Origin of the sequence: Actinomyces sp. 2119, assembly GCF_003591215.1 — a bacterium.
Taxonomy (GTDB): Bacteria; Actinomycetota; Actinomycetes; order Actinomycetales; family Actinomycetaceae; genus Actinomyces; species Actinomyces lilanjuaniae.
Genome location: NZ_QYRR01000001.1, coordinates 137,642 through 151,966, shown reverse-complemented (window position 1 = coordinate 151,966; position 14,325 = coordinate 137,642). Strand labels below are relative to the sequence as shown.

General features: G+C 69.1%; 9 protein-coding genes. 2 read left to right on the top strand and 7 right to left on the bottom strand.

All coding sequences use genetic code 11. From position 1 onward, the window contains the following. Positions 1 to 24: 24 nt before the first annotated feature. From rpsD to D4740_RS00610, 3 genes are all read right to left on the bottom strand, one after another. Positions 25 to 648, bottom strand: a complete 624-nt coding sequence (gene rpsD, locus D4740_RS00620; RefSeq protein WP_119835010.1) for a 30S ribosomal protein S4 — start codon at positions 646 to 648, stop codon at positions 25 to 27. Positions 649 to 941: 293 nt separating this feature from the next. Next, positions 942 to 1,772, bottom strand: coding sequence for a sulfite exporter TauE/SafE family protein (locus D4740_RS00615; RefSeq protein ID WP_119835230.1), 831 nt, complete (start codon positions 1,770 to 1,772; stop codon positions 942 to 944). 18 nt (positions 1,773 to 1,790) lie between these two features. Beyond that, a complete protein-coding gene (locus tag D4740_RS00610; protein WP_119835009.1) occupies positions 1,791 to 3,293 on the bottom strand; it encodes a replication-associated recombination protein A in 1,503 nt (500 codons plus the stop codon). Positions 3,294 to 3,371: 78 nt separating this feature from the next. On the opposite strand from D4740_RS00610, the gene D4740_RS00605 reads away from it, so the two are divergent. Further along, positions 3,372 to 6,101 carry an MMPL family transporter gene (locus D4740_RS00605; RefSeq protein WP_119835008.1) on the top strand — a complete coding sequence of 910 codons (2,730 nt, stop codon included), beginning with the start codon at positions 3,372 to 3,374 and terminating at the stop codon, positions 6,099 to 6,101. Here the strand turns inward: D4740_RS00605 and D4740_RS00600 are convergent. The 4 genes from D4740_RS00600 to D4740_RS00585 form a co-directional block, all read right to left on the bottom strand. Next, on the bottom strand, positions 6,088 to 6,705 hold the full coding sequence (locus D4740_RS00600; RefSeq protein WP_119835007.1) for an L-threonylcarbamoyladenylate synthase: 618 nt from the start codon (positions 6,703 to 6,705) through the stop codon (positions 6,088 to 6,090). The genes D4740_RS00605 and D4740_RS00600 overlap by 14 nt on opposite strands. A gap of 30 nt (positions 6,706 to 6,735) precedes the next feature. After that, entirely contained in the window at positions 6,736 to 8,535 is a 1,800-nt protein-coding gene (aspS, locus tag D4740_RS00595) for an aspartate--tRNA ligase (protein ID WP_119835006.1), read from the bottom strand. A 162-nt stretch (positions 8,536 to 8,697) separates the two neighbouring features. Next, positions 8,698 to 9,534: a DNA-directed RNA polymerase II gene (locus tag D4740_RS00590; RefSeq protein WP_259390570.1), complete on the bottom strand. Its 837-nt coding sequence runs from the start codon at positions 9,532 to 9,534 to the stop codon at positions 8,698 to 8,700. Positions 9,535 to 9,600: 66 nt separating this feature from the next. Next, the gene (locus D4740_RS00585; protein WP_119835005.1) at positions 9,601 to 10,851 is read right to left on the bottom strand and encodes a hypothetical protein; all 1,251 of its coding nucleotides are present in this window, start codon (positions 10,849 to 10,851) and stop codon (positions 9,601 to 9,603) included. An 837-nt stretch (positions 10,852 to 11,688) separates the two neighbouring features. Here D4740_RS00585 and D4740_RS00580 point away from each other — a divergent pair. After that, on the top strand, positions 11,689 to 14,145 hold the full coding sequence (locus tag D4740_RS00580; RefSeq protein ID WP_119835004.1) for a DEAD/DEAH box helicase: 2,457 nt from the start codon (positions 11,689 to 11,691) through the stop codon (positions 14,143 to 14,145). The last annotated feature ends 180 nt before the right edge of the window (positions 14,146 to 14,325 follow it).

Below are 14,325 nucleotides of genomic sequence, written 5' to 3'. Positions count from 1 at the left end.
ACTGGTCCACCGGCCACCCTCAGGTCATCGTGAGTAGTACTCAACCACCATCTGCACGTCGCAGGTGACCGGGACCTCGTCACGCTTGGGGCGACGCACCAGCGTCGCAGACAGCTTCTCCAGGTCCACCGTCAGGTAGTCGGGGACAGCAGGCAGCACGTCACGGTGCGTGCCAGCAGCAGCGACCTGGAAGGGGACCATGACCTGGGAGCGGGGGCGTACCTGGATCGTCTGGCCGGGCCTGACCCGGAAGGAGGGGCGGTCGACCACCCTTCCGTCCACGAGGATGTGGCGGTGCACGACGTTCTGGCGGGCCTGGGCGATGGTGCGGGCGATGCCGGAGCGCAGGACCAGGGCGTCCAGCCGCATCTCCAGCAGCTCGACAAGCGACTCACCCGTGAGTCCCCTCTCACGACGGGCCTCCTCGAAGACGCGCTGGAGCTGGGCCTCACGGATGCCGTACTGGGCGCGCAGCCGCTGCTTCTCCTTCAGGCGCACGGCGTAGTCGGACTCGGTGCGCCGACGCGCGCGACCGTGCTCGCCAGGACCGTAGGGGCGCTTCTCGAAGTAGCGCACCGCCTTGGGCGTCAGCGGGATGCCCAGCGCACGGGACAGACGGACCTGGCGGCGGGAACGTGATGAGCTCATGCTTGCTTCTTCCTGTCGGAGTAGTGTTCGCACGTCACAGGCAGCGCCCTGCGACGCGGGGCCAGCCGCGGTACGGGCCAGGACCCCAGGAGGCCTGCATTTCGGGAGCGGGGCTCGCCCCAGTCGTGCGGCTGCTGAACTCTAGCGCGAACCAGTTGGCGCACGCACCTTCCCGGTCCGGCTGTGAGCCGATCCTCACACCTGCGCGTACCCAGTCCCTGCAGGTGAGCCGTCTGCGGGCCGTCGGACGGGAGCCGGGGCAGCCGAGGGACACTGCGCCAGTCCAGCGGGCGTCAGCGGGAAGCGGTACTGCGACCCGGCGAGCGCCGCAGCACCAGGACCGCCACCACCACGAGAAAGGCGCTGAACATCCAGGAGGTCGGCCCGGGAGGGACATGGGCCGCCAGGAGCGCCCCCACGGGAGAGGCCGCGGAGGAGGCCAGGCCGGTCACCACTGCGGTGGCCAGGTCCGCGTGCCCGCGCCGCAGGTGGGCTACTGCCCCGGACACGGCAGTGGGGACCATGACGGCCAGAGAGGTACCACGGGCCAGCAGGTCCCCCAGCCCGACGACCGCCTCCAGGCCCGGCACCACCACGACGCCCCCTCCAACCCCCACCAGGCCGGACAGGACACCCGCCGCCAGTCCCACCACGACCAGCGCCACCACCCTCACCGGGTCCAGGGTCAGGTCCGCGTGCCGCACCGGGGGCACGACCTGCTGGGACACCAGAACGAGCACGACAAAGGAGGCAAAGGTCCACGGGAGCACCCTTGCGGGCAGCCGGTGGAGCAGCCAGGCGCCTACCTGGGCACCCACCAGGGTCCCGGCCAGGAGGATGACGGCCGCTACCAGGGAGACCTGACCCCGCAGGCCGTAGGTCAGCGCACCGACGACAGAGGTAGGCAGGATCGCCACCAGGGAGGTCGCCGCAGCCCGCCTGTGGTCCAGGCCCAGGACTGCCACCAGGGCGGGCACCAGCAGCACTCCCCCGCCCACGCCGAAGAGCCCGGAGAGCAGGCCCGCCGCCAGGCCGACAAGTACCATTGGCAGCCTTCCTGGCACGGCTACGCCTCCCCTGCCTTCGTTGCGCCCTGTCTCCGTCGTCCCCGTCCCGCCCCGCATGCTGCTCACCGAGACAGCCTACGACTGTCCAGTGCCCGGGGAGTCCTTCCGGGAGCGCGCGGGCGCGGGAGCCTGGGGCCAGGTAGCCCCTGGCGCGCCACCAGGACCGTCACCGGGGCTCTCACCGGAGCTCAGGATGGACCGTACCCGGGCCAGTCTCTGGGAGACGCGGTCCTCGTGCCCGTTGGTGGTCGGCTGGTAGTACTGGGTGCCGTCCAGGTCCTCAGGCAGGTAGGTCTGGGCTACTACCGAGTGCGCGAAGTCGTGGGGGTAGAGGTAGCCCCGCCCGTGCCCCAGCGCCTGGGCACCGGCGTAGTGGGCGTCCCGCAGGTGGGAGGGCACTGTGCCGCCGCGTCCTGCCCTCACGTCCTCCAGAGCCCGGCTCAGGGCCGTGGCTACCGCGTTGGACTTCGGTGCCGTCGCCACGGCCAGCGCGGCCTGGGCCAGCACGAGACCGGACTCAGGCATCCCGATCGCCGCCACCGCCTGCTGGGCAGCAACCGCGGTTGACAGCACCCAGGGGTCCGCCAGCCCCACGTCCTCGGAGGCGTGGACGACGATCCTCCTGGCGATGTAGCGGGGGTCCTCGCCTGCGGCGATCATCCGTGCCAGGTAGTGGATCGTGGCATCAGGGTCGGAGCCCCGCATCGACTTGATGAAGGCGCTGACGACGTCGTAGTGCTGGTCTCCCTGGCGGTCGTAGCGCACCGCCGAGGTGTCGGCAGCGCGCTCCACGTCCTTGACCGTGATGCTGGGGACGATTCTGGGAGTGGCAGGGACACCGTCGTGCCCGCTACCGCGCGCACCCTCCGCCAGGACGGCTCCCGCGGCCGCCTCCAGGACGGTCAGCGCCCTGCGCGCGTCGGAGCCTGCCATACGCACCACCTGGTCACGAGCCTCCTCCTCAAGAGCGACCGCCCCGGCCAGCCCGCGCTCGTCGGTGAGGGCACGCTCCAGCAGGAGCCTCAGGTCCTGAGGGCCCAGGGAGCGCAGGGTCAGCAGGAGGGAACGTGACAGCAGAGGTGAGACCACGGAGAAGGAGGGGTTCTCCGTGGTCGCCGCTACCAGGGTCACCCACCGGTTCTCCACGCTGGGCAGCAGGGCGTCCTGCTGCGAGCGTGAGAAGCGGTGGACCTCGTCCACGAAGAGCACCGTCTCCTGCCCCGACGCCGCCAGCTGACGGCGGGCGTCGCTGACGACGGAGCGTACATCCCTGACCCCGGCGGTCACTGCGGACAGCTCGACAAAACGGCGCCCGCTAGCCCGGGCTACCAGGTAGGCCAGCGTCGTCTTGCCGGTCCCCGGCGGCCCCCACAGGATGACCGAGGACACCCCCGCACCCCGGTCGTCACCTGCCCCTGACGGCTCCACAAGGCGTCGCAGCGGCGCCCCCGGCCCCAGAAGGTGGTCCTGCCCCTGGACCTCCTCCAGGGTGCGCGGACGCATGCGCACCGCCAGCGGCGCGTGGCGGTGGGTCGGCAACCCGGCGTCGTCGGTACCCACAGATTCGAACAGGTCCATGGGTCCTGACCATAGCCTTCTCAGCCTCGGTGCCGCCGGTTGGCTCGCAGGGGACGCGGCGCATCCCTCGTCCTGCCCATGAGCGTCGGCACATGGTGCGACAATGCCGTCATGCTCGGCTGGCTCTCCTACCGTGTCTTCAAGGACGCCTGGCTCGTCGTCGCGACCTGGCTCGTCCTGTCGGCGGTCCTGGTAGTCGCGGCGCTGACCGGCCTGGGAGGACAGAACCTGTTCTCCCGCCTCCACAGCGTGACAGCTGACACGCCAGGGACCCAGAGCGCTGAGGGCGGCTATGTCCTGGACTCCTTGTCCGGTGACGCCGTCACCGTGACCCTCCTGGTCTCGGACGTGGACCTGACCACGACCCAGCAGCAGGAGGAGGTGGCCCAGGCCCTGTCCACCACCCACGCCGACCTGGGGCAGCTCGTGGGCACACACAACGTCCTGGACCCCTTTGTGGTCCCGGGGATGCTGACCTCGGACGCGGCCCGGTCGATGGCGGCCGACAGCATGGACGGCTTCGTCGTCGTCGTCACGGTCAACCCCAACGGCTCCGCGGTCGCCGACCCTGAGGACACCCGCTACGCCCAGGAGGTAGCCGCCCTGGTGGACCAGGTGAGTAACCGCCTGGAAGAGGTGCCTGCAGAGCTCGCCGCAACCGCTCCGGGCGCCCGAGGCACCGTCTCCCACGACGGCTCCGTCGAGGAGGCGATCAGCAGTGAGGCAGGCCGGGACCTGCTGCGATCCGGACTCCTGCTCCTTCCTGTGGCCCTGCTGGTGACGGCGCTGGCCGTCAGCAGGCTCCTGCAGGTCGGCGCCTGCCTCCTGGCTACCGTGGTCTCAGCAGCCAGCACCCTGGGCGCCGTCTACGGGCTGTCCCTCGTCGTCGAGGTCCCCTACGTGGCAGCTGTTGTCTTCTGGGTCCTGGGAGCATCCCTGACTCTGGGCTACGCGCTGCTGCTCACCTCCCGCTACCAGGAGACGCTCGGCTCGGGCACACCGAGCGCGAGCGCGACAGAGCCAGAAGGACCGCCGGAGGACGGCCCAGCAGGCAGCGCGCCAGGTGACACGCACACGCAGGACCCTGGCTCGGGTACCACCCCGGACAGGCCTGCTCCCGTGCGGGGTACGCACCGGTACCGACGCGACGCCGAGGCCCCTCCCGCTGCCCGCCTGCTGTCAGCGACGATGCGGACAGCAGGCCGCACAGTCGTCTTCTCAGCCCTGGCGGTAGCGGTCAGCCTCTGCGGTCTCTACCTGGCAGCCGAGGGTACGCTGAGAGCCTCAGCACTGACAGGGGCTGTTGTCCTCCTCGTGTCCGTCAGCGTCTCCTTGACGCTGGTCCCAGCACTCCTGGCGCTGACGGGACAGGAGGTGCTGCGCCCCTCGTCCCGGCCTGTCTCCCCGGTCCTCCTCCCCATCCGCCCCACGCTCTCGTCCGCGCTGAGACGCCTGTCAGGCATAAGGAGGGACGGCCGGGGGACGACACCAGCAGGTGCCCGCATTCGTCGTAGCAGCGTCTACCCCTGGGCTGTCCTGGCAGGATGCCTGCTGGTGCTGACCGGTCTGGCTGTCCCGCTGGGCAGCCTGCACACGCTCACCTCGACTGCCTCGGACCAGCTCCCGGTCGGCTCCGACCAGAGGGCCTACGCAGCGGTGCTGGAGCAGGAGTACCCCTCAACGGTGGACCAGGACGCCACGCTCATCCTCGCCGGGACCGGGGAGAGCGTCACCGAGTTCATCAACGACCACGTCGCCTCAGTCCCCGGGGTTGAGGCAGTTGTGAGCCCCTCGACCGCTGGCGACTACACGGTGGTCTACCTGGACCTGACCGGAGAGCGCTGGTCAGGCACCGCCGAGGAGGCCGTCACCGCCCTTCGCGCCCTCGATCCCCCGGTAGAGACGTGGGTGACGGGGCAGGCGGCAAGCCAGGTCGACATGCGCGGCTCGCTGCTCGGAAGCGCCCCGGTGGTGGCGGCGGCAGTAGTCCTGGCAACTGTCGTCCTCCTGCTTCTCCTGACGGACTCCCTGCTCCTGCCGCTCGTAGCGGTTCCCGTCACCGGCCTGTCACTGTCCGCCTCCCTGGGAGTGCTGACCTGGGTGGTCCAGGAGGGCCACGGCCGCAGCCTGCTGGGACTGGCCCCGGCCGGAGGTGTCGGTGTGGACACCACCGCTGTCGTCACGGCAGTGCTCCTCGGGCTGGGCCTGGCGATGAGCCACGAGGTCGTCCTGATGAGCCGTGTCGCCCGGCACCGCAGCGCTGGCACGGACCACCGGACCGCGCTGCACCTGGGACTGCGCCAGTCACGAGGCCCCGTTCTCGCAGCAGCCGTCGTCACGGTGGCTGCCTGTACGAGCCTTCTGGTCAGCAGGCTTCCGCTCGTCCAGGAGACCGGGCTGGCGCTCGCCCTCGTCGTCGCAGTGGACCTCCTGCTGGTCCGGCTGCTGCTGCTGCCCTCCGTCATGAGGATCCTGGGACGCTGGAGCTGGTGGGCACCACGCTGGCTCCGACCCTCCGGAGCGTCCGCGGCACAGGGCCGTGCTGACCGCCAGGAGGTGGACCAGGAGACGGAGCAGGACCCGAACGGAGAGGCTAGAGAGCCTGCCGAGACCTCCGAGGTCCCCGAGACACTGGAGACTGCCAGGTCCGCTGCGCCCGATGAGGAGGTCATGGCGGCCGGTGGCATGCCGACTGGTAGACAACCGGCTGGTGAGGAGGAGGCCCTTCCCGACAGGACGGCATCCTCCGTGGAGTCAGCGGAGTCAGCACAGTCAGCGGTGGAGTCGGCGTCGCCTACAGCAGGCTGACGTCCCCGGCCCCTTCCCGCACGACCTCGGGGTAGTCATCAGTCAGGTCCACCACCGTCGTCGGCTCTCCACGGCCAACCGGTCCCTCTATGACGATGTCAATAAGGTGGCCCAGGGACTCCTCAACCTCCCACCCGCTGGTCTCCGGCTCGTCCTGGCCGGGGCGGATAAACGTGGAGGACAGCAGGGGCTCCCCGAACTCGGCCACCAGGGCCTGCGTCAGGGCGTGCTGCGGGATACGGACCCCCAGGGTGTGCTTCCTGGGGTTGAGCGTCATCCTCGGGACCTCCTTAGTTCCCTTGAGGATGAAGGTCCACGGCCCCGGAGTCAGCCGCTTGACCAGGCGGAAGGCGTTGTTGCCCAGGATCGCCATCGGACCGACCTGCGCAAAGCTGGCACACACGAAGGTGAAGTTGTGCCTGCTGTCCAGCTGCCGGATAGAGCGGATACGGTCCAGTCCCTCCTTGTTACCCGGGGCGCAGGCCAGGGCGTACCCGGAGTCGGTAGGGTAGGCGACCAGCCCCCCTTCCCGCACGGTGTCCACGACTTTTCTGACCAGACGGGTCTGTGGGTTGACGGGGTGGATCTCGGTGTAGCGCGCCATGGGCCTATTGTGCCTCAGGCTCGCACGTACCTACTGGCTGGCAGGGGGCCGGGGTGAGTCCCGGCGGGCGGGTACGGCGTCCACCCCCGCCTCCTTGCGCTGCTGGGCCGTGATGGGCGCCGGCGCCTCCGTCAGCGGGTCGTAGCCACCTCCCGACTTCGGGAAGGCAATAACGTCACGGATCGAGTCCGCGCGCGTCAGCAGCGCGATGATCCGGTCCCACCCGAAGGCGATACCCCCGTGTGGCGGCGCCCCGTAGGAGAAGGCCTCCAGGAGGAAGCCAAACTTCTCCTGGGCCTCCTGCGGCTCGATTCCCATGACCTTGAAGACGCGCTCCTGCACGTCACGGCGGTGGATGCGGATCGATCCGCCACCGATCTCGTTGCCGTTGCACACGATGTCATAGGCGTAGGCCAAGGCAGAGCCTGGGTCGGTGTCAAAGGTCCCCAGGCACTCCGGCCTGGGGGCGGTGAAGGCGTGGTGGACCGCAGTCCACGCGGAGGCACCCAGGGTGACGTCCCCGTCTGCCCGAGCCTCAGCGGCGGCCTTGAACAGGGGGGCGTCCACCACCCACACGAAGCTCCAGTCCTCCTCGTCCACCAGTCCGCAACGGCGCGCCACCTCCACACGAGCGGCCCCGAGCAGGGCGCGCGCCTGCTCGACCTGCCCGGCAGCAAAGAATATGCAGTCACCTGCGGCAGCACCACAGGCCTGCGCCAGGCCCGCACGCTCCGCCTCAGTGATGTTCTTGGCCACAGGCCCGCCGAGCGTCCCGTCCTGGGCCACAGTGACGTAGGCCAGGCCCTTGGCGCCACGTTGCCTGGCCCACTCCTGCCAGGCGTCGAAGGTCCTCCTCGACTGCGAGGCGCCCCCAGGCATTACGACCGCACCGACATAGGGCTGACGAAATACCCGGAACGTTGTGGCCGCAAAGTACTCGGTGAGGTCCACCAGCTCGCACCCGAAACGCAGGTCCGGCTTGTCCGTTCCGTAGCGCCTCATCGCCTCGGCATAGGTCACCCGCGGGATCGGTGTGGTCACCTCGTGGCCGACCAGCGCCCAGACCTCACGGATCACCTCCTCCGCCACCTTGATGACGTCCTCCTGGTCCACAAAGCTCATTTCTACGTCAAGCTGGGTGAACTCCGGCTGCCGGTCCGCCCGGAAGTCCTCGTCGCGGTAGCAGCGAGCGATCTGGTAGTAGCGCTCCATGCCAGCCACCATGAGCAGCTGCTTGAACAGCTGGGGGCTCTGCGGCAAGGCATACCACGACCCGGGAGCCAGGCGGGCGGGCACAAGGAAGTCGCGGGCGCCCTCGGGTGTCGACCGGGTCAGGGTGGGGGTCTCGACCTCAACGAAGTCGTGGGAGTCCAGCACCCGACGGGCGGCGCGGGAGGCTTGCGAGCGCAGCCGGATGGCACGCTGCATCGGTGAGCGGCGAAGGTCCAGGTAGCGGTACCTCAGGCGGGCCTCCTCACCTGCCTGACCAGAGTCCTCGGCGTGGTCGGAGACCTGGAAGGGCAGAGCGGCAGAGGGGTTAAGGATCTCGAGGTCACGGACCACCACCTCGACGTCCCCGGTCGGCAGGCTCGGGTTCTCGTTGCCCTCGGGACGAGCGCTGACCTCGCCGACTACCCTCAGCACGTACTCCGAGCGCAGGTCGTGGGCAACCTCCTCGCGAATGACGACCTGGGCGACCCCCGAGGCATCACGCAGGTCGACAAAAGCCACCCCGCCGTGGTCACGCCGACGGTCCACCCACCCGGCCAGCGTAACGGTCTGTCCGATGTCGCCGGTGCGCAGGGAGCCTGCTGCTCGCGTTCTCAGCACGGTGCCGAGTCCTTCCATCAGGGAGACGATTCAGGTACCTGCCGCGACGCCGGCAGCGGGCACCGGGTGAAGTCTACGGCCTGGCCGGGACCGGTGGTGCACGCACCACCGGCTGGCTGGTGCGGTCCAGGCGCCCGACGATGTGGCACGGCCCGGTGCTGATCAGGACCGGCGACCCTCCAGGCCAGCAAGTCGCCGCCGGTTGACGATGACGATGCCAGCAAGGATGAAGACCACCAGCGAGACGGCCAGGACCGCTGTCCCGACAAGGAGGAAGTCCTTGGACGGCCCCCGCTCAGCTTCCGCAAGGGCCACTGCAGGGGTGGGTCTGTGGCTGGCACTGACAGACTCCGTGGCCGTGTCCGAGGATGACGCGAGCGCACCGTCATCCTCCGTGGGCACCGGAGAGGCCTGATCGGCGCCCCCGATCACAGTAACTCCCGCAACGGTGAAGTAGGGGCTCTTGTTGGTGTACTCCGTCGTCCGCAGGTCCGAGGTGGCCACATCCGGTCCCGCGACAGCACGGAAACGCAGCCAGTGCTCCCCCAGGCCGACGTAGGCAGGCAGCTCGAATGCCCCGGAGGCGGTGCCGTCCTCGTCGATGTGGAGCGTGGTGACCACTCCTGCGTCCGGGCCGGTCGACGCTGCCAGCGCCCCGTCGTCTACGAGCACCTGAACTGTCGCCCCGCGGGGAAACCCTGAGACCGTGTAGACCACCGTACCTCCTACCGCGACAGTAGAGGGACTGACGGTAGAGGCTGTTCCGGTGGTAGAGGACCCCGTCGTCGTGTCTGCGCTGGCCTGGACGGGCATCACAAGTGAGGCCAGAAGCAGGAGCAGGAGCACAGCCACGGCGGTGGTGCAAGGCATGAGCACAGCCGCCCGGAGCCGCCGCACAGTACTCGCAGCCACGTCACCAGCGGCGTTGCCACCGGCCACGGTACAGGCGGCAGCCGAGGCGGCTGGCAGGACCCCAGGTACCGTGTGTACTGGCGACACGTCTCCTCCTCTGCCTTGCCTTTCCTGACTCTGCCTGGCTCCGCCTGCGACGACCACATAGCCTCCCTAGCGCCTGCGGCCGAGTTCCGAGGCGGCACGCGCCACTGACCTAAGGACACCCGGGCGTGCGACCACGAGGAATCCTGCCGTCCCCAGGACGAGCAGCATCCCGGCTCCCAGGAGCATCCAGTCCTCGGGCCCAACACGTAACGTCTGGCCAACGGCGGCCTCCCCCGGGATGACGTAGGCGACTTCGCTGCCGTCACTGCCGGAGGAGCCCGCCTGTATCTCCAGCTGCGCCCATCCAAGCAGATTGTTGCCGCTGTCAGCGACAACCAGCCTGTAGGTACCAGTCCTCAGGCCGGATATATCGACAGTGACGCTGTTGGACGAGTCGATCTGGATCCAGCCTGACGACGTGTTGTCGGAAACGCTTAGGGACCGCGTGCTGTCGGAGAGGACAAAGACGGACACCCATTCTCCGGCCGAGGCCCGGTCTCTGGGAATCATCAGCACCACGGCATCTCCCCGACGGGTTCCTGACAGTGCTCCTGCGTTGTCCGCACTGAGCTGGGAGGTGTCCGAGACGGGTGGGACAGGGTCAAAGGACGGACGCTCACGGGCATCGACGGAGGCCTCAGGCGAGTCCGAGGAGGGACCGGAGCCGTCCCGCACCTGCGAGCTGTCCTCACCACCGCCGCGGCCTGACTGGTCAAGGTCGCTTTCGCTCCCGCTGTCTGGCAGCCCTGTCGCCGTCGGAGGGGCTGTCAGGACAGGTGTGCCTGACTCCGCACCCGTACCCGCATCCTCTGCTACACCTCTGCTGACCTCGTCCACGCCATCGTCCGCGCCATCACCTTGACTCTCGTCGCTCCTGGTGCGTTCCTCAGCAGCCGGGGCTGGTACAGAAGGGTCAGAGGACTCAGGCTGCGCGCCAGCCCCCACCTCCTCGGAGGCCGAAGGCTGCCCGGGGCCTGCGGCCTCAGGCTCTTCGGGACCGGGCGGATCGGTCGGCCCCGCCTGCGCCGTGTCGGCGGCCTCAGCGAGAGCGGCGGGCTCCCTCGGCGTGGCGGAGTCCGCGGGGTCATCGGGGCCGAGCGAGCCAGCCGGAGAGTCAGCAGGCAGGGGGGACTGCGGGGACTGCACCTCCTGGTCGGGCTGAGCAGGTTCGGCAGCCTCCTCGTCCTCAGTAGGCGGCACAGGCTCGGCAGGCTCTCCGGTGGGTGTCGGCTCCGCGGCCCGCTCCATGGTGCCCTCAATGGAAAAGGACCTGGCGTCGGTGTTCCCGTCACCATCGGCTTCTTCCTGCAGCCGCACACAGGCTCCTAGGGCAGCGTCAGCACATGACCAGGACACCTCTGGGGCATCAGATGGGCCCTGCTCCTGCCCTCCCGCCGGAGACGCCAAAAGCATGACGAGCGTCACCGGCAGCACGACTCCCGCGTGCCACGACAGCCCTGACGCGTGGCTCGCCGCAGGCGGCTGCAACGGGTGTCGCATGAGATGGCCTCGTTCACTGTGGGGGACCTGTAGGGACGTTGGGACGGCAGGCCGCAGGCACGTGCCCCGCAAGGAAAGGGGTTGAGAACACCTGCGCGCCCCACCGGCATCAAAGTGATGATATATCCCACGAATCTTGTGGCGTCACCAGCCTAGGCCACAGTGAGGTCACGAGACGACGACCAGAAATGCCCGGAGCCCAGCAGAAATAAGAGAAGTCACCTACCAGGATCTGGACACGCAAGTAGAATCAAGGAGACGAAAGCACTGCAAAATAGGATATTACTTTTGCGTCACCAACATCTCTCTTGCATTACCTCTCACACGAACCCGGACGAACCGCCCTGGCCCGAGACCCACCTCACCTGTGACATGGCTCCAGGTGGTGGAACCCCCTCCCTGGGCTGCCGTAACCTCATCACTGGAGCGATCCGCGCTGGTGCCCCGTCCGGAGGACCACGGCGCCGCCTGGTGGCGTCGGTGACCCCGAGAGCCTGTGCGTAGAACCGTCAGCCGTCCTGGACCCGCTTGCGGGCAGGCAGCGGCGGCGGGAGCAGTGGGTCAGGTGCGGCAAGAGCGGAGGACACACGGTCCTCCCCCACTCTCCACAGAGCAGTCCCCGTCTCACTCACGGGGACAGAACGGGATAACTTCATGACAACCAGCAACGGGCCACTGAGCCTCGACGCTATGTTCGCCGCCGAGGCCTCCGGCCACGGCATCGCCACTCCTCAGGGCCATGACCCCCATGCCACCTCGCCGGACGACTTCGCCACCCCCGCCTCCTCCGACTCGCCTGAGGACCCTGTCGACGTAGAGCACGAGGACGAGGAGGACGACATCGAGCGAGACGTCCCCGAGCGCGACCCCGAGAACCCCGAGGACAGGGATTCCCATGACGACGACCTTCACGACGACCGGCCCGATGACCAGGAGGATGGTCAGCACAGAGGTCCCAGGGACTCCGAGGAGCCGGGAACCGGGAGAAGCACTGCTCCTGCTCCTCAGGAGCACCGTGGGGACCGCGGGGAGGGCTCCGAGAGCACCGAGGCCGCAGACCCAGGGGAGCTCACCTTCGCTGACCTAGGACTTCCGGGCGACCTGCTCAAGGCTGTCACCGACATGGGCTATACCACTCCTACCGCCATCCAGAGGGAGGCGATCCCGGTGCTGCTGGGCGGCCGCGACGTCGTCGGCGTGGCTCAGACCGGTACCGGGAAGACGGCAGCCTTCGGGCTGCCCCTGCTGGACACCGTCGAGGCCCGTGACGCCAGGGTCCAGGCCCTGGTGCTGGCTCCCACCCGGGAACTGGCCCTGCAAAGTGCCGAAGCCCTCACCGACATGGCCGCCCGCTCCCGGGGCCTGGACGTTGTCGCGGTCTACGGGGGCGCGCCCTACGGCCCCCAGATCGGCGCGCTCAAGGACGGTGCCCAGGTCGTGGTCGGCACCCCGGGACGGGTGATCGACCTCATTGAAAAGGGAGCGCTGCTCCTGGAGGACGTACGCTACTTCGTCCTGGACGAGGCCGACGAGATGCTGCGCATGGGCTTTGCTGAGGACGTGGAGACCATCGCCTCCTCCCTGCCCTCGCAGCGCCGTACCGCCCTGTTCTCCGCGACGATGCCGCCCGCCATTCAGGAGGTGGCTCGTCAGCACCTTCACGAGCCCGTCCAGGTGGAGGTCTCACGCCCCGCCTCCACCGTCGCCACCGTCCGCCAGACCTACGCCGTCGTCCCCTTCCGTCACAAGATCGGTGCCGTCTCCCGTGTCCTGGCGGTCACGGAGGCCCAGGCGGCGATCGTCTTCGTACGTACCAAGTCCACTGCAGAGGACGTCGCCATCGAGCTGGCGGGCCGAGGTATCCAGGCTGCCGCCATCTCCGGGGACGTACCCCAGCGGGAGCGGGAGCGCCTAGTCGAGCGGCTGCGCTCAGGCACCCTGGACGTGCTTGTCGCCACTGACGTCGCCGCTCGAGGCCTTGACGTGGACCGCATCGGGCTCGTAGTCAACTTTGACGTCCCCCGAGAGGCCGAGGCCTACGTGCACCGCATCGGTCGTACCGGCAGGGCGGGACGCCACGGAGAGGCGGTCACCTTCCTGACGCCGAAGGAGAAGCGCAAGCTGCGTCAGATCGAGCGGCTGACCGGGACGCGTCTAGAGGAGATCACCCTGCCCTCCCCGGCCGACGTCTCCGAGCACCGTGCCCGCACCCTGCTGGAGCGGGCACGCTCCCGTCACCAGCGAGGACGTCTGGACGCCTACCTGCCCCTGGTAGCCTCCACGGCCGAGGACCTGGGCACCACCACCCAGGAGCTGGCAGCCACCCTGGTCGCGCTGGCCGTCGGTGACGAGGGACCCGCTCGCCGTGACGACGGGGACCGCGGCTCCCCCAGCCACCGTGCGACACGGGGCTCCCGGGAGGAGAGCCTCGACTCCGACGGCGCCTTCGTGTCAGCCTCCTTCGAGGGCGGACGCGACGACCGCCACCGCAGGGACCGGTCCGATACCAGGCGTGGCGCGACCAGAGGCGGGCGTCGCGAGCCTGAGGGACCGGGCACGGTCTACCGTCTCGAGGTCGGTCACCGTGACCGCGTCATGCCAGGCGCCATTGTGGGGGCACTAGCCAACGAGGGCGGCATTGACGGATCCGCCATCGGCAAGATCGACATCCTCCAGTCCTTCTCCCTGGTTACGGTCCACACCGAGCTGACACCTGACCAGCTTGACGTCATCGGCCGGGCGACCGTGAGCGGACGCGAGCTGAGGATCCGCCCTGACGAGGGTCCGGGGCACGGGTGGTCAGGACCCGGCAGCCGTGAGGGGCGCCGGGGCTTTGGCCGCGACGGCCAGTCAGGTAGAGGCTCACGAGGCTGGGACCGCGACGAGCGACCCCGCCGCCGCTGGGAGGACCGCGACCGTGAGGGACGCCGGGGCTTTGGCCGCGACGGCCAGTCAGGTAGAGGCTCACGAGGCTGGGACCGCGACGAGCGACCCCGCCGCCGCTGGGAGGACCGCGACAGGGGGTACCGCTCCGGACGCGACGACCGCGGCTCCAGTCGCTTCGGCGGCAACCGGGGTGGAGGCTACCGGGGAAACCGCGACGCGCGCTGAGCCCTGCTGCGCTGCCGCCCCGGGGCCGCTCAGGGCAGACGGCCTGCGAGCACCTCCGAGCCCGGTACTAGTCACTTCCGTACCCGGGGTAGACTGGCTCCAGCTTGTCTTCCTTGTCTTCACTGCTTCCCCAACCGGGATGCACCGGAGGAGACACCGGTACGGAACCGGGAAAGGTGA

Bases quoted from the DNA above. Each gene is read 5' to 3' on its own strand.
- rpsD (WP_119835010.1), bottom strand. From the start codon at position 648: ATGAGCTCATCACGTTCCCGCCGCCAGGTCCGTCTGTCCCGTGCGCTG.
- D4740_RS00615 (WP_119835230.1), bottom strand. From the start codon at position 1,772: ATGCGGGGCGGGACGGGGACGACGGAGACAGGGCGCAACGAAGGCAGG.
- D4740_RS00610 (WP_119835009.1), bottom strand. From the start codon at position 3,293: ATGGACCTGTTCGAATCTGTGGGTACCGACGACGCCGGGTTGCCGACC.
- D4740_RS00605 (WP_119835008.1), top strand. From the start codon at position 3,372: ATGAGCGTCGGCACATGGTGCGACAATGCCGTCATGCTCGGCTGGCTC.
- D4740_RS00600 (WP_119835007.1), bottom strand. From the start codon at position 6,705: ATGGCGCGCTACACCGAGATCCACCCCGTCAACCCACAGACCCGTCTG.
- D4740_RS00580 (WP_119835004.1), top strand. From the start codon at position 11,689: ATGACAACCAGCAACGGGCCACTGAGCCTCGACGCTATGTTCGCCGCC.